Source organism: Labrys monachus, assembly GCF_030814655.1.
Classification (GTDB): Bacteria; Pseudomonadota; Alphaproteobacteria; order Rhizobiales; family Labraceae; genus Labrys; species Labrys monacha.
In genome coordinates, this window is record NZ_JAUSVK010000001.1 from 278,054 (window position 1) to 304,555 (window position 26,502).

24 protein-coding genes are annotated in these 26,502 nt (G+C 67.9%); 15 read left to right on the forward strand and 9 right to left on the reverse strand.

What is annotated here, in order from left to right; translation table 11 throughout:
* Nucleotides 1-199 precede the first annotated feature (199 nt).
* Genes J3R73_RS01280 through J3R73_RS01295 form a run of 4 tightly spaced genes read right to left on the reverse strand, consistent with a single transcriptional unit; the run spans nucleotide 200 to nucleotide 5,443 of the window.
* Nucleotides 200-2,224, reverse strand: a complete 2,025-nt coding sequence (locus J3R73_RS01280) for an oxidoreductase (protein ID WP_307421643.1) — start codon at nucleotides 2,222-2,224, stop codon at nucleotides 200-202.
* A gap of 53 nt (nucleotides 2,225-2,277) precedes the next feature.
* On the reverse strand, nucleotides 2,278-3,225 hold the full coding sequence (locus J3R73_RS01285) for a Gfo/Idh/MocA family oxidoreductase (RefSeq protein WP_307421644.1): 948 nt from the start codon (nucleotides 3,223-3,225) through the stop codon (nucleotides 2,278-2,280).
* A gap of 43 nt (nucleotides 3,226-3,268) precedes the next feature.
* A complete protein-coding gene (locus tag J3R73_RS01290) occupies nucleotides 3,269-4,669 on the reverse strand; it encodes an aminotransferase (RefSeq protein ID WP_307421645.1) in 1,401 nt (466 codons plus the stop codon).
* 6 nt (nucleotides 4,670-4,675) lie between these two features.
* On the reverse strand, nucleotides 4,676-5,443 hold the full coding sequence (locus J3R73_RS01295) for a TetR family transcriptional regulator C-terminal domain-containing protein (RefSeq protein WP_307421646.1): 768 nt from the start codon (nucleotides 5,441-5,443) through the stop codon (nucleotides 4,676-4,678).
* A 337-nt stretch (nucleotides 5,444-5,780) separates the two neighbouring features.
* On the opposite strand from J3R73_RS01295, the gene J3R73_RS01300 reads away from it, so the two are divergent.
* The 9 genes from J3R73_RS01300 (at nucleotide 5,781) to J3R73_RS01340 (ending at nucleotide 14,881) form a co-directional block, all read left to right on the forward strand.
* Complete coding sequence (locus J3R73_RS01300) at nucleotides 5,781-7,376, forward strand: ABC transporter substrate-binding protein (protein WP_307421647.1); 1,596 nt, start codon at nucleotides 5,781-5,783, stop codon at nucleotides 7,374-7,376.
* A 91-nt stretch (nucleotides 7,377-7,467) separates the two neighbouring features.
* Nucleotides 7,468-8,442 carry an ABC transporter permease gene (locus J3R73_RS01305; protein ID WP_307436992.1) on the forward strand — a complete coding sequence of 325 codons (975 nt, stop codon included), beginning with the start codon at nucleotides 7,468-7,470 and terminating at the stop codon, nucleotides 8,440-8,442.
* Entirely contained in the window at nucleotides 8,439-9,326 is an 888-nt protein-coding gene (locus J3R73_RS01310; RefSeq protein WP_370879831.1) for an ABC transporter permease, read from the forward strand. The genes J3R73_RS01305 and J3R73_RS01310 overlap by 4 nt, the downstream gene beginning before the upstream one ends.
* On the forward strand, nucleotides 9,316-10,971 hold the full coding sequence (locus J3R73_RS01315; protein WP_307436998.1) for an ABC transporter ATP-binding protein: 1,656 nt from the start codon (nucleotides 9,316-9,318) through the stop codon (nucleotides 10,969-10,971). The genes J3R73_RS01310 and J3R73_RS01315 overlap by 11 nt, the downstream gene beginning before the upstream one ends.
* A 125-nt stretch (nucleotides 10,972-11,096) precedes the next feature.
* On the forward strand, nucleotides 11,097-11,912 hold the full coding sequence (locus J3R73_RS01320) for a substrate-binding periplasmic protein (RefSeq protein ID WP_307421648.1): 816 nt from the start codon (nucleotides 11,097-11,099) through the stop codon (nucleotides 11,910-11,912).
* 67 nt (nucleotides 11,913-11,979) lie between these two features.
* Complete coding sequence (locus J3R73_RS01325) at nucleotides 11,980-12,759, forward strand: AroM family protein (RefSeq protein WP_307421649.1); 780 nt, start codon at nucleotides 11,980-11,982, stop codon at nucleotides 12,757-12,759.
* A 3-nt stretch (nucleotides 12,760-12,762) separates the two neighbouring features.
* Complete coding sequence (locus J3R73_RS01330; RefSeq protein WP_307421650.1) at nucleotides 12,763-13,551, forward strand: amino acid ABC transporter ATP-binding protein; 789 nt, start codon at nucleotides 12,763-12,765, stop codon at nucleotides 13,549-13,551.
* Between the two features lie 5 nt (nucleotides 13,552-13,556).
* On the forward strand, nucleotides 13,557-14,219 hold the full coding sequence (locus tag J3R73_RS01335; RefSeq protein ID WP_307421651.1) for an amino acid ABC transporter permease: 663 nt from the start codon (nucleotides 13,557-13,559) through the stop codon (nucleotides 14,217-14,219).
* 11 nt (nucleotides 14,220-14,230) lie between these two features.
* On the forward strand, nucleotides 14,231-14,881 hold the full coding sequence (locus tag J3R73_RS01340; RefSeq protein WP_307421652.1) for an amino acid ABC transporter permease: 651 nt from the start codon (nucleotides 14,231-14,233) through the stop codon (nucleotides 14,879-14,881).
* Nucleotides 14,882-14,910: 29 nt separating this feature from the next.
* On the opposite strand, the gene J3R73_RS01345 is transcribed toward J3R73_RS01340, so the two are convergent.
* Genes J3R73_RS01345 through J3R73_RS01360 form a run of 4 tightly spaced genes read right to left on the reverse strand, consistent with a single transcriptional unit; the run spans nucleotide 14,911 to nucleotide 18,935 of the window.
* Entirely contained in the window at nucleotides 14,911-16,026 is a 1,116-nt protein-coding gene (locus J3R73_RS01345) for a Rossmann-fold NAD(P)-binding domain-containing protein (RefSeq protein ID WP_307421653.1), read from the reverse strand.
* Nucleotides 16,023-16,898 (reverse strand): creatininase family protein, encoded by an 876-nt coding sequence (locus J3R73_RS01350; protein ID WP_307421654.1) that lies wholly within the window; start codon nucleotides 16,896-16,898, stop codon nucleotides 16,023-16,025. The genes J3R73_RS01345 and J3R73_RS01350 overlap by 4 nt, the downstream gene beginning before the upstream one ends.
* Nucleotides 16,895-17,698: an AroM family protein gene (locus J3R73_RS01355; protein WP_307421656.1), complete on the reverse strand. Its 804-nt coding sequence runs from the start codon at nucleotides 17,696-17,698 to the stop codon at nucleotides 16,895-16,897. The genes J3R73_RS01350 and J3R73_RS01355 overlap by 4 nt, the downstream gene beginning before the upstream one ends.
* Nucleotide 17,699: 1 nt before the next feature.
* The gene (locus J3R73_RS01360; protein WP_307421658.1) at nucleotides 17,700-18,935 is read right to left on the reverse strand and encodes an NAD(P)/FAD-dependent oxidoreductase; all 1,236 of its coding nucleotides are present in this window, start codon (nucleotides 18,933-18,935) and stop codon (nucleotides 17,700-17,702) included.
* A 223-nt stretch (nucleotides 18,936-19,158) separates the two neighbouring features.
* On the opposite strand from J3R73_RS01360, the gene J3R73_RS01365 reads away from it, so the two are divergent.
* The 4 genes from J3R73_RS01365 to J3R73_RS01380 all read left to right on the forward strand — a co-directional run bounded on the left by J3R73_RS01365 (nucleotide 19,159) and on the right by J3R73_RS01380 (nucleotide 23,471).
* On the forward strand, nucleotides 19,159-19,902 hold the full coding sequence (locus J3R73_RS01365) for a GntR family transcriptional regulator (RefSeq protein ID WP_307421660.1): 744 nt from the start codon (nucleotides 19,159-19,161) through the stop codon (nucleotides 19,900-19,902).
* A gap of 244 nt (nucleotides 19,903-20,146) precedes the next feature.
* Nucleotides 20,147-20,809, forward strand: coding sequence for an aspartate/glutamate racemase family protein (locus J3R73_RS01370; RefSeq protein WP_307421662.1), 663 nt, complete (start codon nucleotides 20,147-20,149; stop codon nucleotides 20,807-20,809).
* The gene (locus tag J3R73_RS01375; protein ID WP_307421664.1) at nucleotides 20,809-22,167 is read left to right on the forward strand and encodes a dihydroorotase; all 1,359 of its coding nucleotides are present in this window, start codon (nucleotides 20,809-20,811) and stop codon (nucleotides 22,165-22,167) included. The genes J3R73_RS01370 and J3R73_RS01375 overlap by 1 nt, the downstream gene beginning before the upstream one ends.
* 8 nt (nucleotides 22,168-22,175) lie before the next feature.
* On the forward strand, nucleotides 22,176-23,471 hold the full coding sequence (locus tag J3R73_RS01380; RefSeq protein WP_307421667.1) for an NAD(P)/FAD-dependent oxidoreductase: 1,296 nt from the start codon (nucleotides 22,176-22,178) through the stop codon (nucleotides 23,469-23,471).
* Between the two features lie 47 nt (nucleotides 23,472-23,518).
* Here J3R73_RS01380 and J3R73_RS01385 read toward each other — a convergent pair whose 3' ends face one another.
* Nucleotides 23,519-24,448 (reverse strand): dihydrodipicolinate synthase family protein, encoded by a 930-nt coding sequence (locus J3R73_RS01385; RefSeq protein WP_307421669.1) that lies wholly within the window; start codon nucleotides 24,446-24,448, stop codon nucleotides 23,519-23,521.
* A 237-nt stretch (nucleotides 24,449-24,685) separates the two neighbouring features.
* Between J3R73_RS01385 and J3R73_RS01390 the strand changes: the two genes are divergently transcribed.
* Both J3R73_RS01390 and J3R73_RS01395 read left to right on the forward strand, forming a co-directional pair.
* Nucleotides 24,686-25,579 (forward strand): tripartite tricarboxylate transporter substrate-binding protein, encoded by an 894-nt coding sequence (locus tag J3R73_RS01390; RefSeq protein WP_307421672.1) that lies wholly within the window; start codon nucleotides 24,686-24,688, stop codon nucleotides 25,577-25,579.
* Between the two features lie 29 nt (nucleotides 25,580-25,608).
* Nucleotides 25,609-26,499, forward strand: coding sequence for a substrate-binding periplasmic protein (locus J3R73_RS01395; RefSeq protein ID WP_307421674.1), 891 nt, complete (start codon nucleotides 25,609-25,611; stop codon nucleotides 26,497-26,499).
* Nucleotides 26,500-26,502: the final 3 nt, after the last annotated feature.

The following is a 26,502-nucleotide window of genomic DNA, read 5'->3' on the forward strand; positions in this document are numbered from 1 at the left end:
CCCTGTGCCCCGAAATAACAGGAAGAGGCGCAACTTTGTCATTCGGCTTTGTCCCAGGTATCCAGGCTTCGTCCGGAACCAGGGCAAACGGGCCGGCTGGATTGCCGGGACGCGCTCGGCAATGACAAATCCCGAGCCTTGTCCTGGCGCATAGGGGGCCGCGGCCTCTTGCGCAAGGAACCCTCCGGGCGCGTCCGGCCTACAGGTTCTGGCACAGTCGCAGGGCGTCCAGGATCGCGGCATGGATGTCGCGCGAGGAGACGGCGTCGCCGATACGGTGGACTTCGTATCGGCCCTCGGGGTTGAGCGGCAGGTTCTGCCTTCGTCCGGCGATGAAGGCGTCGATATCGGTGACGCCCTCGTTCCGGGAAGCGCTGCGCATGTCGAGATAGAGCTCGTCCATCGGGATCGTGCCGGCTTCGACGATGATGGTGTCGCAGACGATGGCCTCCTCGGCGTCGCTGTATTCGTTGACGAAGATCGCCTCGAGCCGGTTCCCGCTGCGGGCGATGCGGCGCAGGCGGCGATCCGGATGCATCGGCGTGCCCGCCTTGTAGAGTTCGCGCATGATGAAGGGACGGTCGAGATAGCTCGCCTCCTGCGCGACGAAATGGTCCGGCGTGACATAGACGAGGCTGGCGCCCTGGCGGGCCAGCATCTCCGCGGCGGCCGCGCCGGTGATGTTGCCGGTGCCGTCATAGAACAGGATGGTGCCCTGGGCGGCCTTCGGGGCTTCCAGCAGGTCCCAGACGGTCTGGGCGAGCGCCGCTCCGGGAATCTCGTCCTCCATCCGGTCCGGCACGCCGCCGGTGGCGATGATGACGACATCAGGCTCTTGGGCGGCGACCGTCGCCGCGTCGGCATAGGTGTTGTAGCGGAAGGTCACGCCCAGCCGCTCGGCCTCGGCGAGACGCCAGTCGACGATGCCGATGAGATCCCGTCGCAGGGGCATGCGGCTGGCCAGCAGCACCTGGCCGCCCGCCTTCGAGGCGGCCTCGAACAGGATGACCTCGTGCCCCCGTTCCGCACAGACGCGGGCCGCCTCCAGGCCGCCGGGGCCGGCGCCGACGATGACGACGCGCCGGCGCGCCGCCGCCGGCACGATGCGGTGGGGCAGGGTCCTTTCATTGCCGATCGAAGGGTTGTGGATGCAGCGCCGCTGCCAGGAGCAATAGGTGGCGCCCACGCAGGGTCGGATGCGCTCCTCCTCGCCCCGCTCGATCTTCTCGACGATATGCGGATCGGCGATGTGGGCCCTGGTCATGCCGACGAGGTCGACGATGCCGTTCTGGATCGCATAGCGGGCGGTGGCAAGGTCGTTGATGCGGGCGGCATGGAAGACCGGCCGGGTCAGGTTCTGGTTGAAGGCGGCGACGGCCGCCAATTGGGGCGACAAGCCCACATGCATGCCCGGCATGTAATGGGCGAGGCCGACCTCGGTATCGATCCGCCCATAGGTGAGGTTGAAGAAATCGATCAGGCCCGAGCGGTCGTGCAGCCTGGCGATCTCGGCATAGTCCTCGTCCCTTAGGCCGTCCTCCCGGCCTTCGCCCACCGCCATGCGGATGCCGACGAGGAAATCGTCGCCGACCCTGCGGCGGATTTCCTCCAGCACCATCAGCCCGAAGCGGCAGCGATTGTCGAGCGAGCCGCCGAACTCGTCGCTGCGCCGGTTGACGAGGGGAGACCAGAACTGCCCGATCAGGTGGCCGTGGACATGGACCTCGACGCCGTCCAGCCCGCCTTCGCGGCAACGCCGGGCGGCGTCACCGAATTCGGTGACGATCCGCCGGATGTCGTGGCGGTCGATTTCCTTGGTGAAGCCGCGATGCGAGGGTTCCCGATAGCGGGACGGCGCCACCGTCGGCAGCCAATTGTCGGCGCGCCAGTGGCTGCGGCCGCCGAGATGGGTGATCTGGCACATGAGCGCGGTGCCGTGGCGGTGGATCCTGTCGGCGAATTCGCGGAAATGGGGCACGATGTCGTCATTGCCGACATAGAGCTGGCCGAACACCGAGCCCGAATCCGTGGAGACGTTGGACGACCCGCCGAACATCGTGAGGCCGATGCCGCCCTTCGCCTTCTCCTCGTGATAGAGCTGGTAGCGTTCCCTTGGCTTGGCATCCTCGCCGTAGCTGATGGCGTGGCTGGTGCTCATGACCCGGTTCTTCAGGGTCAGATGCCTGATCGTCAGGGGCTGGAGCAACGGATCGTTGGATGGCATCTTCTGCTCTCCGGGGGAACGGCGGCCATGCTTGGCGGGGAGCGGGGGCGGCGTCACGGCGCCGTGACGATCCCGGCGCGCCTCGCGAGATGGCGGGCGGTGAAGAGATCCAGGTGGCCGCCGCCAGCGTTCTTGAACAGCGTGATCTCATCGGGCCCCGCCCGGCCGGGGGCATCGCCGGCGCACAGGGAGAACAGGTCGCCCCGGATGTCCTCGATACGCAGGAGGCCCTGGTCCAGCGGTTGGCGGATATCGCCGCAATCCCCGCTCAAGGCCTTGCTGTCGACATAGATGGAACTGCGCCGGATGGCGTCGTCGTCCGCTTCCCGCATGCCGGGATGCCAGCCGCCGATCAGGTCGACATGGGCGCCGGGCTTCAGCAGCCCGCCGCGCACCAGGGGAGAGGCCGTCATCGTGGCGCAGGAGACGATGTCCGCTTCGCCGAGGGCCGCATCGAGATCGGCGACGGCCGCGACGGCGACACCCGCGATGCTCAAGCGCGCCGCCAGCTGTTCGGCGCGCGCCGCCGTCCGGTTCCAGATCGCGATGCGGCGCAGGCCGGGGCGGACGGCGAGGAAGGCGGCGATGACGTGCGGGGCCAGGGCGCCGGCCCCGATCATCAGCATGGTTTCCGCGTCCGGGCGGGCCAGGAGGTCGGCCCCCAGCGCCGAGTCCGCCGCCGTCTTGCGCAGCGTCAGCGCGGTGCCGTCGGCAATCAGGATCGGTGCGCCGGTCCTGCCGTCGAAAGCGGCATAGAGGCCTTGGATCGACGGCAGATGCTCGTTTTCCGGAAAGCTCGTGGCCAGCTTGATGCCGAGCATGTCGCCGGCCTGCCAGGCGGGCAAGGCGAGGAAATGCCGCGCGACGGCGGGCTGCCCGGGATCGGACAGGCAGATCTCGCCCGTCTCGGGCATGGCGCCCCGGTGCGCCCGGCGCAAGGCTTCGACCAGGCCCTCATAGTCGAGGAGGCGGTGGACGGCGTCGGCATCGATCATCTGCATGGGACATCCCTCGGAATGGCGGCCGGCGCGATCCTGCCTGCCGTCAGGACCAGCGGCCTTCGGCCCTCAGCTCGTCCTGGGTAAGCACGATGCTGCGGCGCAGGATGGCGATCAGGCTGTCGATCTCGGCCTTGGTGATCACCAGCGGCGGCGAGAGAACGCACATATTGCCGATCGGCCTGACGATCAGGCCGAGCTCGTAGCAATGATGGTCGATCCTTCGGCTGACCTCCTTGTCGAAGTCGGTCGCCTCCGGCGCGGCGGGGTCGGTCACGCATTCGACGCAGGCGACCAGCCCGGTGCCGCGGGTGTCGCCGACGAGCGGCAGCTGCTTCAGGCTCCGGATCTGCTCCTGGAAATAGGGGGCGATGTCGCGGACATGGGCCAGGATGCCGTCGCGCTCGATCACCTCGATATTGGCCAGCGCCGCGGCGCAGCTGACGGGATGCCCGCTATAGGTGTAGCCGTTGGTGTAGAAGCTGCCCTTGGCATTCTCCCCGCTCACCCGCGCCAGCACGGCATCCGAGAGCGCGAAGCCGCCGAGCGGTACGTAGCCCGACGTCACGCCCTTGGCGAAGGTGATGATGTCGGGCGTGATGCCGAACACCGCCTCGGAGGCGAACCAGTGGCCGCAGCGGCCGAAGCCGGTCACGACCTCGTCGGAGATATAGAGGATGTCGTGGCGGCGGCAGATGTCGAGGATGCGCCGATGATAGCCCTCGGGGGGGATGAGGATGCCGCCCGACGCCAGCAGCGGCTCGGCCAGGAACGCGCCGATCCGGTCGGGGCCGATGGCGGCGACCCTGTCCTCGAACTCGCCGATGAGGAATTCGAGGAAATCGGCCTCGGTCATGCCCTTGGGGCGCCGGTAGACGTTGGGCGCCGACAGGAAGGAGACCGTATCGAGGGCGAGGTCGAAATTGGGACGGTTGCCGGCCCGTCCCGAGCAGGCGGCCGTCAGATGGGTGCTGCCGTGATAGCCGTCGATGCGGCAGAGAATGGTCTTCTTGTCGGGACGTCCGAGCACGTTGTTGTAGAACTGCACGAAGCGGAGGGCGGAATCGACCGCCGACGAGCCGCCGGTGGTGAAGAAGACGTGGTCGAGGTCGCCCGGCGTGAGGCTGGCGATGCGGGCGGCGAGTTCCGCCGACGGGCCGTTCACCGAATACCAGGGGGAATTGTAGGACAGGCGCAGCGCCTGCGCCGAAATGGCGTCGGCGATCTCGCGCCGATTATAGCCGATCTGGGTGCACCACATGCCGGCCGGCCCGTCGAGCAGCCGGCGGCCCTGCGCATTGGTGACGTAGACGCCGTCTCCCGTGGTCAGCATGGGGCGCGTCACCGTGCCGAGCTTGGCCATTTCCTCGGCGGGGCTGATCAGATGTTCGCGCGCCGCCTCGACCAGTTCGGCGGCGTTCCACTGCGATCCAACGTCGTTGGGCATTCCAAGCTACTCCTGTGAGGTTCCGGCACGTGCGCTGGTCGGTTCGGTCTTGGGTTTCGGGGCTCCGGCCGTCTTGCGCGGCGATCCGGCCTTGGACGGCCGCTCGTCGCCGGGTGGGCGCCGGGTCCCCTTCGGCGGGGGCAGGGTGCGGAATTCCTCGGGGAAGAACCGGGCGAGATAGGCGTTGCACAATTGGCGGTCGCGCTCGCGGTCCGCCGGGCTGATCTCGCCCGTCACATGGTTGTAGATCCAGCAGCCGTCGCTGATCGCGTAGAAGCCCCGGGCGATCATCTCGGCGGGAAGCCCGATGTCGCGGCCGGCGGCCAGTTCGGTGACGAGGTCCGTCAATCGTTGCAGCGAGCGGCGCTTGAGCTCGCCGCATCGGGCCCGATAGGCGGGAACCCGCGAGGTCTCGGCCCAGAACGCCGTCCATACCGCCATGTTCTTGGGCGTGGCGACGCGGCGGTCGAAATCGATGTCGATGACGGCGCGCAGGCGATCGGCCGGCGTGGACGCCGTATCGGCCATCATCCGCTGCCAATAGGCTTCATATTCCTGCTCGAGCATGTCGAGCGCGGCGAGCAGCAGGCGCTCCTTCGTCTTGAAATAGAAATTCACCACGCCGTAGCTGCAGCCCACCTCGACCGCGATGTCGTTGATGGTGATGCCCGACAGGCCCTTGCGGGCGATCACCGACAAGGTCCCCTTCAGCAGTTCCTGGCGCCGTTCCGCTGCGTGGTTCAGCTTGTCGGCGCTCTCTTTCGCATAAGCCATTGCTGTCCTCGAGCCCCTTCGTTCCGCTCGGATCCTACGCCCCGCCGGCGGTTCCATCCATCGACCTTGCCGCAAATATGTTTGATTAGTCAATCAAAATGCATTGACTGAGTAATCAATGTGATCCTAGGTTCATCGCATAAGGGCTCGATTTTCCGGAGTCTCGCATTCGGTGGCGCCGTTCGTCGCCGATGTGTGACGGGTGTCCTGATGGCGAAGAACAGGCGTGCAACGGCGGCAAAGCCGCGTTCCCGGGGGGCGGTCCGGCACGGGCCCCGACCGGTAGCCCTGCGCGCATCCAGAGATCAGCGTCGACAATAACCATAAGGGGAACGACATGACGAAGACCGACGATCAAATGCCCGAAGGGGGCAAGCCCGGCCTTTCCCGCCGCCGGTTCATGGAGTGCGCGGCGGCGCTCGGCCTGGCGGCGCCCTTCGCGGCGAGCTTCCTGGGCGCCGGCCCGGCCCGTGCCGAGCCCAAGCAGGGCGGCACGGCCCGCTTCGCCATCAACGACGGCACCCAGACCGACTCCTACAACCCGGCGAGCTGGCTGACGTCGTTCGCGCAGGCCGCCTTCGGCGGAACCCTTTGCAACGGATTGACCGAGATCGCCGTCGACGGTTCGGTGAAGCCCGACCTGGCGGAGAGCTATTCGGCCAGCCCCGATCTCAAGACCTGGACGTTCAAGCTGCGGCCGGGCCTGGCGTTTCACGACGGCCGCGCCGTCACCGCGACGGACGTCATCGAGTCCTTCCGCCACCATATGGGGCCGAAATCGACATCGGCCGCCAAGGCCCTGGTCGATGCCATCGCCGACATCAAGGCGGACGGCGCCGGGACGGTGGTCTTCACGCTGAGCGGGGGCAATGCGGACTTCCCCTTCCTCGTCTCGGACAACCACCTCGCCATCATGCCGGCAAAGGCCGGCGGCGGCATCGAGTGGGAGAAGGGCATCGCGACCGGCCCGTTCAAGATCGTCGATTTCCAGCCCGGCATCTCGCTGAAGATGACGCGCAATCCGAAATACCACAAACCGGGCCTGCCCTATTTCGATGCGGTCGAGTTCGTCAGCATCATCGACGTGGCGGCGCGCACCAATGCGCTCGTCACCGGCGAGATCGACTATATGGTCGATGCCGACATCAAGACGCTGACCATGCTGGAGCGCAATCCGGCGGTGGAGATCTCGAAGGTCGCCGGGGTCCGGCACTTCACCTTCGACATGAACACGAAGGTCGCCCCCTTCGACAACGCCGATTTCCGCATGGCGATGAAATATGCCATCGACCGCGAGGAGATCCTCGCCAAGGCCTTCCTCGGCAATGCGAGGGTCGCCAACGACAATCCGGTGGCGGCGCAGATCAAGTTCGCCGTCGATCCCAAGCCCGCCCATGCCTATGACGTCGAGAAGGCCAAGTCCTATCTCGCGGCGTCGGGCCTGAAGGACGTGACGGTCGACCTGTCGGTCGCCGACACCGCCTTTCCCGGCGCCGTCGACGCCGCCCTGCTGTTCAAGGAGCAGGCGGCCAAGGCCGGCATCACCATCAACGTGATCCGCGAAGCGGACGACGGCTATTGGGACAATATCTGGCAGCACAAGCCCTTCGTCGGCACGGACTGGCTGGGCAAGCCCACCATCGATTCCCTGTTCACCACGGTCTATGCCAGCGACGGCCCCTGGAACGATACCGGCTGGGCCAATGCCCATTTCGATGATCTGCTCAAGACGGCCAGGGGCGAGGCCGACGAGGCCAAGCGTGCCTCGATGTATGCCGAGATGCAGCAGATGATCCATGACGAAGGCGGGGCGATCGTCATCGTCTATGCCTATTTCATCGATGCCCTGTCCCGGAAGATCGGCCATGGGCCGATCGGAAACATGCTTCAATGCGACAATTTCCGCATGGCGGAGCGGTGGTGGACGGCCTGAGAGCCGCGACACCGCCGACCGTCCACAAAGGGGCCCGCCGCCGCGTCCGGCGGGCACCGCCTGGCAAGGATATCGACTGTTGCTGGCTGCCATGATCGCCCACCCCCTGGTCCGGACCATCGGCCACCGCCTGGCCATGGGGGTGCTGTCGCTGTTCGTCGTCTCGCTGATCATCTTCGCGGCCATCGCGGTCCTGCCCGGCGATTTCGCCCGGGCGACGCTGGGACGGTCGGCGACACCGGCCACGGTCGCGGCCTTCCAGAAGCAGCTCGGCCTCGACCGACCCGTGCCCGTGCGCTATCTCGACTGGATCGGCGGCGTCGTGCAGGGCGATTTCGGCAATTCCTTTTCCTCCGGCGTCGCCAGGCCGCGCACGGTGATGAGCATCGTCGGGCCGCGCCTGCGCAACACCCTGCTCCTGGCCGGGGTGACGGCGCTCCTCGCGGTGCCCCTGGCGCTGGGGCTCGGCCTGCTGGCGGCGATCTACCGCAACAGCTGGTTCGATCGCCTGGTCAACGCCATCACCCTCGTCGCCATCTCCTTCCCGGAATTCTTCGTGGCCTATGCCCTGATGCTGTTCCTGGCGGTGAAATATCCGCTGTTCTATTCCCTGGCGCGCATCTCGCCGGAGATGACGGCCGGGGACATCGCGCTGCGGATCGGCCTGCCGGTGCTGACCCTGATGCTGGGCACCGTCGCGCATATGATGCGGATGACGCGAGCATCGATCGTCGGCCTGCTGGCCAGTCCCTATATCGAGATGGCGAGGCTGAAGGGGATCGCCCCCGGCCGGGTCATCCTGTGGCACGCTTTGCCCAATGCCTGGGCTCCCATCCTGTCGGTGATCGCCTTCAACCTCGCTTATCTGATCGTCGGGGTCGTGGTGGTCGAGGTGGTTTTCGTCTATCCGGGCATCGGCCAGGCCATGGTCGACGCGGTGCGCACCCGCGACATCCCGGTGGTGCAGGCCTGCGCGCTGATCTTTGCCGTCACCTTCATCCTGCTCAATCTCGTCGCCGATATCGTCGCCATCGCGACCAATCCCAAGCTGCTCCATCCCCGATGATTCACAAGCACGCCTCGCCCCTGGCGGCACATCGACTGCGGCCCCGGTTCCGCACCGCCGGCCGCCATATGCGGGGCGCGCCGGCGACCGCCTGGTTCGGCCTCGTCGTGATGGCGGTCTACGCGCTGCTGGCGGTGTTCGCGCCCCTGATCGCGCCCCATGGCGAAGCCGAGGTCGTGTCGTCCCAGCCCTTCGCGCCCTGGAGCTGGGCCTATCCGTTCGGGACCGACCAGCTCGGCCGGGACGTGCTGACCCGCCTCATCTACGGCGCGCGCAATTCGGTCGGCATCGCCGTCGTCACCACGTCGCTCGCCTTCGGCGCGGGCGGCGGGCTCGGCATCCTCTCGGCGATCACCGGGGGATGGGCCGATCAGGTGCTTTCCGCGCTGGTCGACACGCTGATGTCGATCCCGCAGCTGATCTTCGCACTGATCCTTCTCGCCCTCTTCGGCTCCTCGATTCCCAACATCGTGCTGATCATCGCGCTGCTGACGGCAACCCAGATCTTCCGCCTGGCGCGGGCTACGGCCAGGGGCGTCGCGGTGATGGACTTCGTCGAATCCGCCCGGCTGCGGGGCGAGAAGCGGGGCTGGATCGTGATGCAGGAAATCCTGCCCAACATCCTGCCGATGCTGGTGGCGGAATTCGGCCTGCGCTTCTGCTTCGTCTTCCTGACGATCTCGGCCCTCTCCTTCCTCGGCTTGGGCATTCAGCCGCCATCGGCGGATTGGGGGACGATGGTGCGGGAAGGGGCCACCTTCATCAGCTATGGCGACATCACCCCGCTGATCCCCGCGGGGGCCATCGCCGTGCTGACGGTGGCCGTCAATTTCGTGGTCGACTGGCTGCTGGACAAGACGAGCGGGCTGCGTGATGGACATTGACAGGGACGGCAGACACAAAAGGCCGCCGGGCGGCGTCCTGCTCGACATCCGCAATCTCGAGGTCGAGGGCCAGAGCGACGGCACCTGGCATCCGATCGTCAGGAATGTCAGCCTGACGCTGAGGCGCGGGGAAGTCCTCGGGGTGATCGGCGAGTCGGGGGCCGGAAAGTCGACGCTCGGCCTGGCGGCGGCCGGCTTCGCGCGCCCGGGATGCCGGTTCACGGGAGGATCGGTCGTCTTCGACGGCGTCGATCTCCTGTCCCTGTCCGAAACCCGCAAGCGCCGGCTTCGCGGCGCGCGCATCGCCTATGTCGCGCAGAGCGCCGCCGCGGCCTTCAATCCGGCGCGAAGGCTGATCGACCAGACCGTCGAAACCGCGACCGTCCATGGCACGGCGCGGCGCCGGGAGGCGATCCTCGACGCCCGGGATCTCTACCGGCGGCTCCGCCTGCCGGATCCGGACAGGGTGGGGGAGCGCTTCCCCCACCAGGTGTCGGGCGGGCAGCTGCAGCGCGTCATGACCGCCATGGCGATGTCCTGCCGGCCCGACCTGATCATCTTCGACGAGCCGACGACGGCCCTCGACGTCACCACGCAGGTCGAGGTGCTCGCCGCCATCCGCCGCGTGGTCGAGGAATTCGGCACCGCCGCCCTCTACATCACCCACGACCTCGCGGTCGTCGCCCAGATGGCGGACCGCATCATGGTCCTGCGGCATGGCGGCACGGTCGAGGAAGCCCCGACGCGGCAGATGCTGTCGGCCCCGCGGGAGGCCTATACGAAGACCCTCTGGGCGGTGCGGGACCTCGCCAAGCCGGAAGCGGCGGGCGGCGAACCGATCCTGACGATATCCGGCATCACGGCCGCCTATGGATCGATGACCGCGCTGGACGATGTGTCCGTCACCATCCCGCGCGGCACCACGGTGGCGGTCGTCGGCGAATCCGGCTCGGGCAAGTCGACCCTGGCACGGACCATCACCGGCCTGCTCCTGCCGAAGGCGGGCCATATCCTGTTCGAGGGCAAGCGCCTGCCGCCGGGCCTGCCGCAGCGGACGGCCGAGGACCTGCGCCGCATCCAGATGATCTATCAGTCGGCGGATACTGCGCTCAATCCCCGGCATACCGTGCGCAAGCTGATCGGCCGGCCCCTCCAGTTCTATCGCGGCCTCAAGGGCGCGGCGCGCGATCGCCGCATCGTCGAGCTCCTGGAGATGATCGAGCTGAAGAGCGAGTATCTCGATCGCCTGCCCAGCGAGCTTTCAGGGGGGCAGAAACAGCGCATCTCGATCGCCCGGGCCTTGGCGGCGAGCCCCGATCTGATCATCTGCGACGAAATCACCTCGGCGCTCGACCAGGTGGTGCAGGAGGAGATCCTGAAGCTCCTGCTGCGGCTGCAGCGCGAGCTGGCGATTTCCTACCTGTTCATCACGCATGACATCGCGACCGTGCGCGCCATCGCCGACGAGATCGTGGTCATGCATCGGGGCAAGGTCGTCGAGCAGGGGCCGAAGAGCCGCATCCTGTCACCGCCGCACGATGCCTATACCGGCCTGCTCCTCTCCTCCGTTCCCCAGATGGACCCCGACTGGCTCGACGGCATCCTCGCCGGCAAGGAGGGCAGCCGCGATCCGGCGGCCGGATGAGCGGGCAGGCGCCGGCCATCGCCCGGACCGGTCGCCTGCCCAGGATTTGGGCACGCCTGTGCAAAACTCCTCCTTGTGCGGGTTTCCGTGCTTGATATCTTACGAAGAATATCAGGAGGTTTTCGATGTCGAACAAAGCGGGCCTTGCGGCCGGACTTCTCTGCTCCGTCCTTCTGACGCTCAATGCCCATGCGGCCGACGGCAAGGCGGAACTGCTCACGACGGGCACGATCGCCGTGGGCACGACGGGATCGGCCCCGCCGACCTCGATGATCGACAAGTCCGGGGCCCTGGCCGGCTACGACATCGACGTCATGGACAAGATCGCGGCCGACCTCGGCGTCAAGGCGAAATTCACGCAGCTCGATTGGGCCGGCCTGCTGCCGGGGCTCGCCGCGCACCGCTTCGACGTCGTCGCTTCGGGCGTCACCCGCACCGGTGCCCGCCTGGCCTCCAAGCAATTCATCATGCTGTCGCCCTATATCGTGAACGGCGTGGCGATCACCAGGCTCGCAAGCAACGACACGATCAAGGGCTGGGCCGACGTTTGCGGCAAGCGCATGGGCACCGTCCGCGGGGCCAGCGAAGGCAAGGCGATCCTGGCGACGCTGCCCAAGGACTGCGTGACGAAAGTGGTGGAATATCCGGGCTGGACCGAGCTTTCGCTCGATCTCAAGAACCATCGCATCGACTGGATCGGCATGGATTATCTCGGCCCTTCCTACGAGGCTTCGCACGATCATGACCTCGTGACGCTGTCCGACGTCCGCGAGCGGGCGACGCAGAGCATCGCCGTGTCGGCCTCGGAACCGGAACTGGCCAAGGCGATGGACGGCCTGCTGGACAAATACCGCAAGGACGGCACACTGGCGGCCCTCGTCGAAAAATGGTTCGGCCAGAAGGTCGATTTCGGCAACCTGCCGCCGGATCCCAAGACCTGATATCGCCACCCCGGACGCGGCCCCGCCCCGCCAGGGATGATCGAAGGCGTCCAGAAAAGCAGGCTTCATGAAGAAGAAAGTCGGGATCGTCACCACGGGCCAGAGTCCGCGGCACGAATATCGGTCGTTCCACAGGAATGCGCTGGCCGCCCTGGGCATCGATGCGGAGGTGTTCGAGCGCGCCTGCCTGGACGGCCACGGCCGCGAGGAGATCCGGGCGCATCAGATCGAGCCGAAGGACGGCCTCGGCATCGGCTGCTACGTCCATGACGACACGCCGGCGGACCGCCGCATGGGCCGGGGCTGGGAGGAGATCTTCGTCGATCAGGCCTGGTATATCGAACGGGCCCAGGCCGCCATCGCCGCCCATGAGGCCGACGGCATGGACATCATCCTGATGTGCTGCGCGGAAATGTATCCGCCGCATTCCTTCAAGACGGGCGTGCCCCTGCTGCTGCCCTACCAGCTCATGTTCGACCTCGTCCGCCGGCAGGCCGAGGCGAAAGGCCATTTTCGCCTGGCTCTCCTGCTGCCGACGCCGTGGCATATCGAACAGGATCGCGCGACCTGGACCTCGCAGCCCTGGATGGCGCAGGTGGAGGCCTCCTTCGGCGTCGGCATCGCCGGCGGCGAGGCCGTCGACCAGCTCCGGCACGGCGCTCCCTACGACCTCGCCTTGATCTGGGGCTATGGCGACGGCTTGGCGCCGCATGATCCCGAGGATCTCCTGGAGAGCATATCAAAGGCGTTGCGGTGTCCCGTGGTTACGCCCAATGTCCTCAACGTCTTCCAGGCGCGAGTCCTGCTCGCACCCGCCTGGCCGGAACGCATCCACGTGGAGTTCTGACCGATGACCGCCGACAGGGGACGCCCGGCACCCCCGATTCTCGAGGTGCATGGCGTCGTCAAGCGGCTCGGCGGCACCGACATCCTCAAGGGCATCAGCTTCACCGTCGCCGAAGGCAGCGTCGTGGCGATCATCGGGGCGTCGGGATCGGGCAAGAGCACGCTGCTGCGCTGCCTGAACATGCTCGTCGTCCCCGAGGACGGGGAGATCGTCTGGAAGGGCAAGCGCGTCGGCTGGACCCGCAGGGGCGAGGCCTGGCTGCGGCAGAAGGAGCGGGACCTGCTCGCCTACCGGACGAAGGTCGGCATGGTCTTCCAGAGCTTCAACCTGTTCCCGCAGATGACGGCCCTGGAAAACATCATCGAGGCGCCAATGATGGTGCTGAAGCGCTCGCGCGAAGAGGCGACCGCCCAGGCGAGGCAGCTTCTGGACAAGGTGCGGCTGTCCCACCGGTCGATGGCCTATCCGCACCAGATGTCCGGCGGCGAACAGCAGCGCGTGGCGATCGCCCGGGCCCTCGCGATGCAGCCGGAGGCCATGCTGTTCGACGAGGTGACCTCGGCGCTCGATCCGGAACTGAAGGGCGAGGTGCTCGCTGTCATGCGCGGCCTCGCGGCGGAGGGGATGACCATGATCCTCGTCAGCCACGAGATGGGCTTCGTCCGCCAGGTCGCCGATGAGGTGCTGTTCATGCATCAGGGCGTGGTGCGCGAGCGGGGCCGGCCGGAGGATATCCTGGTTTCGCCCCGAACGCCCGAATTGCAGAGCTTTCTGCAGCGTGTCGTCGATTGACGCGCATGGACGTCCTGATCGCCCAGCTTCCCCGTTTCGCCGCCGCGGCCTGGCTCACGCTCTGGATGTTCGCGCTCGTCACCGTCCTCTCCACCGTGATCGGCGCAGGGCTCGCCGTGCTGTCCGAGGCTGCCGGGAAATGGGTGGCGGCGCCCCTTGCCCTCTTCGGCTGGATCTTCCGCGGCCTGCCGGAACTGGTGGTGCTGCTCGCCTGCTACCTCGCGCTGCCGGCCGTCGGCCTCGATCTCGGAGCGGTCGGGTCGGCCATCCTGGGGTTCACCCTCATCGGCATCGCCTATCAGGTCGAGATCTTCCGCGCCGGCCTTGCTTCCATCGACCGCAGGCTGTTCGAAGCGACGCGCGCCCTCGGCATGGGCTGGAGCCTCACCATGCGGCGCATCGTCCTGCCGCAGGTCGTCCGCATCGTCCTGCCGGCATGGGCCACCTTCGCCGCCGGCAACGTCAAGGCGTTCGCGGTCGCCTCGGCGATCGCGGTGACGGAGATCATGGCGGTCACCCGCCAGACGATCGCCATCTCCGACCAGCCCTTCCTCGTCATCCTGTTCGCGGCCGGCATCTATGCGGCCATGGCCAGCGTGCTGATGATCTTCGAGGCTTTCGTGTCGAGACGTTTCGCCGGCCGCTACGGCAGCGGCACGCGCGGGTGAGGGATTTCGGCATGGATTGGACCGTCGTCACCGACAATGCCGGCCTGTTCGTCTCGGCGACGCTGAACACCGTCGCCATCGCCGCCACGACCATCGTCCTGTCGGTGCTGCTCGCCGTTCCGCTGGCGCTGATGCGCGATGCGCGATCGCCGCCGCTGCGCGTCGCCGGTGCCGTCTACAGCTGGTCGACACGGGCGATGCCGACCCTGTCGCTGCTGTTCCTGGCCTATTACGGCTTGCCGCAACTCGGCATCTATCTCGATCCGCTGCCCGCCGCCATCGCCGGCCTGACGATCTCGGCCGCCGGCTACAACATGGAATATATCCGTGCCGCCCTCAAGGCGGTGCCGGCCGGGCAATACGAGGCCTGCCGCGCCCTGGGCATCCCCTTCGGACTGGCGCTTCGGCGGCTGATCCTGCCCCAGGCGATGCGCATCCTGCTGCCGCCGCTCTCCTCCAACCTGACCCTTCTCCTCAAGGGCAGCGCGCTTGCGAGCCTCGTCGCCGTCAATGAACTGACGGGCCAGGCCATGGCCCTGATCTCCGACACCTACCGGCCGATCGAGATCCTCACCGTCGTCGGGCTGGTCTATCTCGCCCTCAACGGCGTCCTCGTCGGCGTGCAGAAGGCGGTGGAGAGACATTACCGCCTGCCGGCCTGAAATGCGCCGGCTTTCCCGGCGAGCCGCGGTCAGGCGGCAATGCGCCGGGAAAGGGCGGCGCGCAGGGCGCGGGCGGTGCCTTCGATACCGGCGGGCGTCACACGGGCGACGTCTACGCCGAACAGGTCCCGCATCATCTCCCGGCACCTCGCGGTTGCGACCAGGGTGCCGTCGGCCTCGACCGCCTCGATGCCGCCGGCCCTCTGGCCGGCTTCGTTGATGGCGTGCGCCTTCGCCGGATCCAGCCCCGGCACGTCCACCAGTTCCAGCCGGTCGGCCCACAGGCGCGCCGGCCATCCGCCCGCCCGGCCGAGCGGGCCCGCCGAGTGCAGATAGCGGCCCTCGTCACGCAGGACGGCGAGCACCGCCTTCACGCCGGACGCCGCCGTCCGCTGCTCCTGCGGCACCGGACGGATCCTCGCCGCGCTCTCGGCCATCAGCGCCGCCAGGTCGAAATTGCCGGAGACGTCCCTGCCGTCCACGAAAACGCGGGCGAACCAGGGCGCCTCGCCGGCCGATCCCGAGCGCTGGAACCATTCGCCGACGCTGTGATGGGCGACGATCATCGGCATGACGTCGCGGCTGGAGACGGCCATCTTCTCGGCGACGATAGCCTGGATCTCGCAGGCGATGTTGTCGACATTGCCGATTCCGGTGATCGGCGCCGTGCCGATCCGCGCCAGCACCTGATTGGTGAAGTCCGGGAAGGGCGCGGTGACCATCGGCACCTTCGCCTCGAGGCCGTCGAGGGCGGCCTGGACGGTCTTGGCGAGCAGGATATGGGCCGCCAGGAAGCCGCCCATGCCGTCGGCGCGCACCCGGGCGAAATCCTCCGGCTTCAATCCGCGCGCCATTTCGGGAACCGTCAGCAGCGTCGCGGCATGGAGGACGACGCGCGGCCTGAGGCGCCGGACCAGCGCCGCCGTCGCCTCCGGGTCCGAGAGGTCGACGCCGAAGGCCTCGACGCTGACGTTGCGGTCTTCCTGGAGCGCGCCGAGGCGGGCGCGCCAGGCGATGCCGCCGGCGAGGTCCGCCCTGATGTCCGCCACCGCCAGCCGCCGGATCTCGGGGCGGCGCGCCAGGAATTCGACGGCGTGGCCGCCGACCGCGCCGGCTCCCGTCACCAGGACATCGCAGCCGCTCATGTCCGGTTTCCGACGAGGGGCTGGGCGATCGAGGGGCGGGCCGGATCCCGCGAGACGCCGAGGCGCATCGGCGCCGCCGCGAAGTCGGTGAAGAACTTGGCCAGGCGCTCGACGATGATCTCCAGCAGCACCTGCCCGGTCTCGACCGTGGCGACCGCCGGATCGCCGTAATAGCCGCCGTCGTCGGCCTGGAAGATCGGCGGCCATGCGGCGCCCGCCTCGGTGACCGGGTCGTCCGGATAGCCCGGCGCGATCCAGGGCTGGATCGTCCGCGGCGGCATGCCCCTGGCGGCGGCGCGGATGCGCTCGGCCTCCGCCGCATCGTCGGCGAGGGCCAGCATCAGTGCGGTCTCCTGCTCGCAGGCATGGCCGCCGCGTCTCAGCGCCCCCAGGAGCTTCGGGATCCACTGGCTCTCCCCCGGCACCCAATATTCGACGGTGGCGACCGGGTAGCCGTCGGTGACCAGCTGGCCGACCTTGGCGCGCAAGGGCGCATTGTTGCCGCCGTGGCCGTTGACGAAGACGATGCGGCGGAAGCCCGAATCGACCATGGAGACGGCGATGTCGCCGAGCACGGCGAGATAGGTCTCCAGCCTCAGGCTGATCGTGCCGGCGTGGCTGAGATGGTGCGGCGAGAAGCCGAAGGGCAGGGTCGGGGCCACCAGCACGGGCAGCGCGGTGACGCGCCTGGCCGCCAGGCGCGTCACGAAGGTGCTGAGGCGGGCATCCGTCTCGACCGGCAGATGGGCGGCGTGCTGCTCGATGGCGCCGACGGGCACCACGACCATGGCGCCGGAATCCCGGCAGGCCGCGATTTCGTCGCTCGTCAGGTCCTGCCAGAGCAGGGTGCGCGGGAAAACCGGTTCGGTCACGATGTCAGTCCCCATCCTTGTGGAAGATAAGCGTGGTCGTCGAGCCCCGGTCCGATGAGATTGCGCAGATGGAGGCTGGTGACCCGATGCGGCAGCAGGAGTGGCGCGCCGATCGCGGCCTGGAGCCGCGGGATCTCGTCGACGGGATCATAGGGGGCGAGGCCGACGCCGTAGCCGAAGAAGAAGGCGAACTCGACATGCCGGCGCCCCAGTTCCTCGGCGGCGGCCAGCGCCGTGGTGACGACGGGCGCCATCACGAGCTCGATGCGCTCGAAGAAGGGGCGGCGGGCCCAGTCGGCATAGTCGTGATCGGCGTGCTCCGCATCGACCAGCACGCCGATGCGGACCTTGCGGCGGGATCCGCGGGCCAGATTGTCGACGACCGAGAACATCAGCTCGCGCGGATGGATCAGCAGCGTGCCGGCGCTGATCGAGCCCTCCGGAAATTCGGCGGCGCAGGCGAGCAGCACCATGTCGACGCCGTCATCCCGCTCCAGGCTGTCGATGGCGGCCTGGACGCGGCCGGTGGCGAAGTCGAGGGCGAAGAACCGATGCTCCCAGCCGTCGCCCATATGGTTGCCGACGGCGCCGGGCACATGCACATGGGACCCCAGATTGGGCGTCTCCTTGCCGACCTGATGCGGCAGCAGGTCTTCCAGCGCCAGGCCGTCATAGATATGGCGGATGACGACCTCGACGTCGGCCCCCAGCGAACGCAGGATTTCCTGATGGTAGTGGATATATTCGTCGCGCGGGCCGTGACCGGTGGTCACGACGCCGAGCTTCGTTCGCTTCGCCATTTCAGGGCCTCGGACTTTCGTCGTTGTCGGTGAGGTGGATGGTCATCGGCTCGGGGTCCGGCGCATGGCCGGCCTCGAAGCGCTCCACCGAGAAGGGGTTGACCGGATCGGAACGGCCGGAGGCGAGCAGGCCGGCCAGGCGCCTGGCGCCGGCCGGGCTCATCATCACGCCATGGCCGCCATAGCCGCCATTGACGAAGATGCCCGCCGCGTCCGGCAGCTGGCCGATGACGGGCGAGCCGTCGCGGGTCACGGCGAATGTTCCGGTGCGCAGATGGCTGTCGCCCAGCGAGGCGGCCCATTCGCGCCACCGCGGCGTCATGGGCGCGACGGTGGCGATGGCATGGTCGAGATATCCCGGTTCCGGAACCGGATCCTCCAGCCCGTCCGGCACGAACTGCGTGCCGCTGAAGGAGGCAGTCATGCGCGCCCCGCCTATGTCGGGACGCCAGAAGGAGCCGATGTCGACGTCGATGGTGGTGGGATGGTCGAGGGGGATGCCGTCAGCCTTCACCCTGAGGATCGACGCCCTCGCGGTGCGCATCGCCGGGGCGGATGCAAAGCCCGACAGCAGGCCCGCGGTCCGGACGCCGGCGGCCACGACGACGGCGCCGGCACTGATGGGGCCGTGGCTCGTCGCGATCGCGACGCCGCCGGCCTGCGGGGCGATGGACAGGACCTCCGTGTCCAGCAGCAGGTCCGCCTCCATCGACCGGCGATAGCCTGCGATGACGCGGTCGATGTCGATGACGCCGTCTTCCCGGCGGAAAGCCGCGCCGACCGCGTCGGGCGCGAGGAGAGGCGCGCATTCGCACAGCGCTGCTCCCTCGATATATTCTATGCCTGCAAGGCCGATGCCGGCCTGGTGAACGACGCGCTCCTTCAGCGCGGCCGCGCCCTTTTCGGTCCGGCTCGCATAGAGGTAACCGATGGGACGATAGCCCGAGCCGTGGCCCTCGATGCCGACCAGTTCGTCGAAGTTCTTGTAGAAGTCGATCGATTCCAGGGAGATGGCGATGTTGCGCTGCAGTCCCCATTGCGCCCGCACGCCTTCGCCCGAGCGGCGCGAGGTCAGGGAGGCCGGTGCCTGCATGCGTTCGAGAACGAGGACCCTCAATCCCTCCCGGGAGGCGAAGAATGCGGAAGCCAGTCCCACGATGCCCGAGCCGACGACGACGACATCCGGCCGAGTGGCCGTGGTATCACGATATTCGGAAATGCGGAGAGGCACCTGCATCGACTCCAATGTCTGTGATATATTAAAAGCAATATCACGGAGGTCAAGCTATGGCGCGACTGTGGGAAAGCGAATATAAAGCAAGGGATTGGCACGTTGGCGAATGACAGGAATGGTGAAATAGGTACCGGATTGAACGCCAAGGCGGGTGCGGATATGCCGTTGGGCGATTCGCGCCGGGTGCCCTTGAAGAACCAAGCTGCGTGTGGCCAGTGAGGAAACCATGAACAGGAAGATTTCCGAACCGGTCGAGCCCCGGCCTGCAAAGAAGCCGAGGGTGCCGTCCGCCACCAAGAAGCGCAAGACGTCGTCGCTGACCGAACGGGTCTATGGATGGCTGCGGTCCGAGATCCTGACCTGCGAGCTGGAGCCCGGCCGGGAATTGTCGGAGGCCGAACTGGCGCTGCGCTTCGAGGTCAGCAAGACGCCGGTGCGCGAGGCGCTCGCCACCCTGCGTTCGGAGGGGTTCGTCCGCACCTTTCCGCGGCGCGGCTACCAGGTGGTGCCGATCACCTTCGGCGACATGAACGAGCTTTTCGAACTGCGCACCATCCTGGAGGCCGGGGCGGCGGAACTGGCCTGCACGCGCTTCACGGATGCCGAGCTCGACAATCTCGAAGCGCTCGCCGACGTCGTCTATGACCTGTCCGAGCAGCCGAGCCTCAAGCGCTTCATCGAAGCCAACAGGGATTTCCACACCGAGATCGCCCGGGCTTCCGGCAACCGGCGCCTTCACCAGCAATTGGTGAAGACCATCGACGAGCTGGAGCGGTTCTTCTATCTGGGGGCCCGCCTGCGCGACGTCAGCGGCGAGACGCGGAGCGACCATCACCAGATCGTCGACGCCTTCCGGTCGCGGGATCCGGAAGCGGCCCGCGCGATCATGATCCGCCACAATGAAGTGACCCGGGAGGGATTGGTGCAGCAGATCACCTCCTCCAAGCGCATCGGCCAGATCGCCCTTTAGCCGAGCCGACCACCGCTCCCGTCGCAGGATGGCCGAGGGCGCCCTCGGCCCCGTTCGCGCATAAACGCGGACGGGCTTCGATATTGTCTTGTTAAAATAATATCTGGTGATATTTCTAAGAAACTTCACGAACGTCCTGCGCTCGGTCAGCCTTGTCCGGACCCATGACGAGCGGCGCCTGCGGCGCCGGCCTGCACCGCTTCCGGGACGGTGCGGCACATCGATGACCCTGGGGGCACGGCCTATGACGCGCATTCTCGTTCTCAATCCCAACAGCACCAGCGACGTCACCGCGTCCATGGACGCCGCCCTGGATATCGTCCGCAGGCAGGACGGCGTGGACATCGTGTGCGAGACCCTCGCCGAGGGGCCGCCGGGCATCGAGACGCAGGAACATGTCGAAAGCGTCGTGCTGCCGGTGGTGCGCTATTTCGAGGCCAGGCCGGCCGACGCCTATGTGATCGGCTGCTTTTCCGATCCCGGCCTGGCGCTGGCCCGGGAGAACCTCCGCAAGCCCGTCTTCGGCATCGCCGAATCGGCCTTCCACATGGCGGCGGGACTGGGGGCGCGCTTCGGCATCGTCGCGATCAAGCGGGGGTCGATCCCGCGCCACATGCGTAATATCCGGGGCCTCGGCCTCATCGACAAGCTCGCCGGGGACCGGCCTCTCGAAATCGGCGTCACCGAAATGGGCGATGCGGAACGCGTCGTCGGCCGCATCGTCGAGGTCGGCCGCGAGCTACGCGACGTCGACGGCGCGGAGGTGCTGATCCTGGGCTGCGCCAGTATGGGCGGCTATCGGCGGGAGATCGAGGACCGGCTCGGCCTGCCGGTGGTTGACCCCACCCAGGCCGCCGTCATGCGCGCCATCGGCCACCTGACCCTCGGCTACGGGAAGGCGGCCTGATGATGTCCGCCCCTTACGACCGCCTCGTGCGCGGCACGCTGGTGCTGCCGGATCGCCGGCTTCCCGGCGGCTGGATCGCCATCGCCGGCGGCCGCATCGCCGCCATCGGGGAAGGCGCCGCACCGGCGGCTTTGGCGACCGACGATTTCGGCGACCGCCTCGTCTTTCCCGGCTTCGTCGACGGACAGACCCATGCCACGAGCTACCGGGGGCTGCCCGGCTTCGAGGCCACCAGCCAGTCGGCGATCGTCGGGGGCGTCACGACGATGGTCGACATGCCCTATGACAATCCGGATCCGCTCAACACCATCGAGCGGCTCGAAAGCAAGATCGCGGCGGTGGAGGCCAAATCCTATTGCGACGTCGCCCTTTACGGCACCGTCGCCCCCGGCCAGGGAACCGGCGCCATGGCGCCGCTCGCCAAGGCGGGCGTATGCGCCTTCAAGATATCGAGCATCGAGAGCCACCCGGTGCGGTTCCCGCGCCTGCCGGCCGACGAGACCCTGGCGATCCTGGAGGCTTCCGTCGACACCGGCCTGCCGGTGGGGCTGCACAACGAGGACCAGGAGATCGTCCGGGCTTCGATCGCCGCCCTGAAGAAGGCCGGCAGGACCACGCCGGAATGGCACGAGCCGAGCCGGCCGCTGGCGGCGGAAATGGCGGCGACGGCGAGCTTCCTCGAACTCGGCAAAGCCACCGGGGCCCATGTCCACATCGTCCACATCTCGCATCCGCGCGGCTATGACCTCGTGGCCCGCTATCGGGAGGAGGGCGTGCGCGCCACCGCGGAGATGTGCGTGCATTACCTGCATTTCGACGATGCGCGGGACATCGGGCGCCTCGGCGCCCGCATGAAGGTCAGCCCGCCGATCCGGCGGGGCGTGATCGATGCGCTGTGGGACAAGCTCGCCGAAGGCAGGATCGACCTCGTCTCGTCCGACCATTCGAGCTGGCCGGTGGACAACAAGCTGGTCCCCTCCATCTTCGACGCCGGCGCCGGCATCCCCGGCCTGGAAACCCTGGTGCCGTCCTTCTACACGGATCTGGCGGCGCGCGTCGCCGATCCCGCACGGATCCTCTGCGAGCAGGTCAGCGAACGGCCGGCGAAGCTGTTCGGCCTGTGGCCGCGCAAGGGCGCGCTCGCCGTCGGCTTCGACGCCGACATCGCGGTGCTCGAAGCGGGCTCCTTCACATTCGACGCTTCCGTGACGCATGACGGCCTGAACTGGAGCCCCTATGATGGCGAGACGTTCGCGGCGCGTGTGAGCAGCACCTATGTCCGCGGCCATCGGGTCTGGGACGGATCGACGGTGACGGGCGAGGCCGGCCTGGGGCGGTTCGTGCCCCGCATCGCCTGAGCCCGTACATGGCGGGCGAGACTTTCGACGCGTCCCTCTGGTCGGCCCTGACGCCCCCGCTCGCCGCGGCCGCTCCGCTCGCGGGGCATGAAACGGCGGATGTCCTGGTGATCGGCGCCGGCTTTCTCGGCCTGTCGACGGCGCTGCATTTGGCCGAGGCCGGCATCGGCGTGACCGTCCTCGAAGCCGACGAGCCGGGATTCGGCGCCTCGGGGCGCAACACCGGCTTCGTGGTCCCCAGCCTGAAGCCCACGCTCGGCTCCACCGACGGCACGACCCGGCTGAGCGAGGCGGAGGCGAGGCTGACCGACCTGGTCGGGCGTTCGGGCGACATCCTCTTCGACCTGATCCGGCGCCATCGCATCGATTGCAGCGCCGAACAGACCGGGTGGCTGCAGCCTGCCCATACCGCGGCCGCCTTCGTGGCCCTGCAGCAGCGCCGGGCCGAGTGGGAATCGCGCGGACGGGTGGTGGAGATCCTGGACGCGGCGGAGACGTCGAGGCGGACGGGCATGTCCGGCTACCACGGCGCGCTCTTCGACCCGACCGGCGGGCAGATCAATCCGCTCGCCTATGCCCGGGGCCTGGCGGCGGCCGGGCGCCGCGCCGGCGTCGTTTTCCATCACCGCTCGCGCGTGGAGAAGCTGGAACGATCGGACGGCAAGTGGATCGCCCATACGCAACGAGGACGGGTCGAGGCCGATCGCGTCGTCCTGACCACGAATGCCTTGGTCGGCCAGCTCGCGCCGGCGGTGCATGACAGCATCATCCCGGTGCGCGTGCACCAGGTCGCCACCCAGCCTCTGCCGCCCGAACTGCAACGCATCATCCTTCCGCAGCGCTCTCCGGCAGCCGATACCAGGCGCCACACCTTCGCCGTCCGCTGGTCGCCCGACGGACGTCTGATGACGGGCGGCCTCGTCCTTCCCGGACCCTCGAGCATTCGCAGGGCGGAAGCTTATTTCATCCGCCGGCTGGAGCGGTTCCTGCCGCGGGCGGTGCCCCTGCGTGCCGCCTTCGCCTGGAACGGCGTCATCGCCGCCACGCCGGATTCGCTGCCGCGCTTCTTCGCGCTGGAGCCGGGCCTCGACGCGGTCATCGGCTGCAACGGGCGGGGGATCGCCCTGACGACGGTCCTGGGCCGCGAGCTCGCCGCCCTCTATGCCGGCCAGAGGCTGCCGGGCGAGTTCGCGCTGCCCCACACGGCGCCGCGCGCGATCCCGGCGCGCCGCCTCGCAGGCTACGCCCCCGCCTTCTGGCTGCCCTGGAGCAATCTGCGCGATCGCCTGGAAAGCGGACGATAGCCGATCCGGCCCGGATGGGCCGGGGGGCCCGCCTGGTGCGGCCGGGTTCAGCCGATCTGGGCCAGCCGCCGGTCGAGGCGCGCCATCAGGCCGGTGAGCTCGGCCTGGTCGATCGCGTCCAGCCTGGGGCCGGGCGCGCGCACATGGGCCGAGGCGATCGCGCCGCGCCGCCGCAGGATCTCCTTGCGGATGGCCAGGCCGAGGCCGGGCTGGGTCTCGTGGCGGATCAGCGGCAGATGGGCGTCGAAGACATCCTCGGCCCGTTCCCGCTCCCCCGCGTCATGAAGCCGGCAGACCTCCACCAGCATTTCAGGATAGGCATAGCCGGTCATGGCGCCGTCGGCGCCGCGGGCCAGTTCCTGCGGCAGGAAGAGGCCGCCATTGCCGACGAGGATGCTGAGCCTGCGCGTGTTTTTCTGCACCTCGCCGGCCCGCAGGCGCGACAGCTTCGACAGTCCCGGCCAATCCTCGTGCTTGAGCATGACGATCTGCGGGAATCGCGCGAAGAGGAGTTCGAGCGTCGGCACCGAGAAGTTGACGCCGAGCGCCAGCGGAAAATCCTGCAGGACGACGGGCACGTCCGCTCCCAGCGCGGTGCAGACGAGCGCGTAATAATTGATGACCTGCTCTTCCGTCTTCAGCCCCGGCGGCGGGGCGATCATGACGCCGGCGGCGCCGGCCGCCATCGCCTCCTGCGACAGGGCGACCAGGGCGGAAAGGCCGGGATTGCTCACCCCGACGACGACGGGAACCCTGCCGGCCACGCGCGCCATGACCGTCGCGAGCACCAGGCTGCTTTCCTGCGGCGAAAGCTTGGGCGCCTCGCCCATCATGCCGAGGATGGTCAGTCCGGCCGCCCCCTGCGCGAGGTAGAAATCGGTCAGCCTGTCGAGGCTGGCGAGATCGAGTTCGCCCGTGTCGGCGAAGGGGGTCGCGGAGATGACGAAGACCCCGCGCGCGGTGTTGTCGAGCAGCATTGCAAATCCCTCGAGGAGGAGCCGGGGCGGTCATGCCAGAGGCCCCAGCCGGCTGAAACAGCGGATATCGGCCCGATCCGTCGGCAGCCGCTGCATCTCCCGCCCCTCGGTCGCGAGCGGCGATGAAATCATGGGCAGCCGAAAAGATCGGCAGAATTCCGTTGTCTTAAAATTGTTCGTAAGATATCACAAGAAATATTAAGTCGCTCTTCCGGGCCGCCAGCAGGGAAAATCGCCGTGTCGTCCAGCGTCGTCGATCTCGTCGTTCATGGTCCGCCCGGGAGCGCGCCGCCGGTGATGGCCGACGCCTTCCTCGCCGGCCTCGCGGAGTGCGGCGCGGACGAGCGCTCCTTCCGGCTGGTGCCGCGGGGCGACGATCCGGGCGTCCACGCCATGGAGCTGCTGATCGAGCGGCCCGGCGACGGCGCTGTGATTTCCACCTGCACGCCGGTCTTCCTGCAGGCGCCGCTCCTGCGCGGCATGAGCCTCACGCATCGCCGGCTCACGCCCCTGGCGCGGCTGGTCACGGACCACTTCTTCCTCGTGGCCCGTGCCGATGCGCCCTGGCCGGATGCGGGGGCCTTTGTCGCCGACCTGCCGCGACGCACCACACGGACCGGCGGCTATTTCCTCGGCGGCATCAACCATCTGCTCGGCCTCGCCATCGCCGACGGCACCGGCGCGGATGTCGAGTTCGTCGTCACGGCCAGCGAGCCGGCGGTCTGGACGGCGCTCATCGAGGGACGGATCGACTGGGGCTGCGGCGTCGCCGCCGAGATCCTCCCGCATGTCGAGGCGGGCACGCTGCGCGTGATCGCCGTCCTGTCGGCCGAGCGCCAGCAACCCTTCCCCGAAATTCCGACGCTCGCCGAGGCGGGCGTGCCCGTGACTTTCCATCTGTGGCGGGGCCTGATGGGGCCTCCCGCGCTCACCGGCGCGCAGCAGGCCCACTGGCACGAGGTCGCCCGAGCGGTGACGCAGACGAAGGCCTGGAAGGGCTATCTCGACCGAAACGGACAGCGGGACGGCTTCCTGCCGGGATCGGGGTTCTCCGATTTCCTCGACTCCGAATGGGCTTGGTACCGCAGGCATCTCGGGCAGGCCGGGCTGCTTCCGACCGCGAATGGCTGAAAGCCAGATAAAAGAGGGGAACCATAACAATGAACATGAAGACTTTGCTCGCGGCGGCGATCGTGCTGCCGCTCGGCCTGGCACTGGCGTCGTCGCTCTCCGGTGCCGCCAAGGCGCAGGACGCCGCCTTCGGTGCCGCGCTGGGGGCGCCCAAGCCGATCGACGACTTTCCCAAGCCCTGGCCGCTGAAGAGCCTCGTCGAGGCGGGAACGCTCACCGTCGGCACCACCGGAACGTCGCCGCCGCGCACCTTCGTGGACCCGGCCTCCGGCAAGCTCACGGGCAGCTATGTCGACCTCTTCCAGCGCATCGGCGAGGATCTCGGCCTCAAGGTCAAGTTCGTGCAGATCGAATGGTCCGGCATCCTGCCCGGGCTGGCGGCCAACCGCTTCGATATCGCCTGCGACGGAGCGTCCTGGACCAAGGAACGTCTGGGCTCGACGCAATTCCTGTTGACCGCGCCGACGGCCATCAACGCCACGGTGGCCCTGACCCGCAAGGATACCGGCATCAAGACCTTTGCGGATGCGAAGGGCAAGCCGATCGGCGGCGTGCGCGGCGAGAACTATTTCGAGGACGTGAAGAAGGCGCTGCCGGATTCGGCGGCGACCGACTTCCCGGGCATGCAGGAATCGCTGATCGCGCTCCAGAACGGGCAGGTCGACCTCGTCGCCCTCAACCTCTCCAGCGCGCTCGATGTCCTCGGCAATGCCCCGAACAAGGATGATCTCGCTTTGGTCGGGCCGGCGCTGCACATCTTCCCGCAGGGGCTGTGCGTCAACACCCGGGAGCCGGACCTCCTCGTCGCCACCAACCTGCTGCTCGGCAATTACCGGGCCGACGGCACGTTGAAGAAGCTGGTCGGCAAATACACCGCTTCGACCGCCGACGTCGATTTCCTCAGCCGCATCGGCTATTGAGCG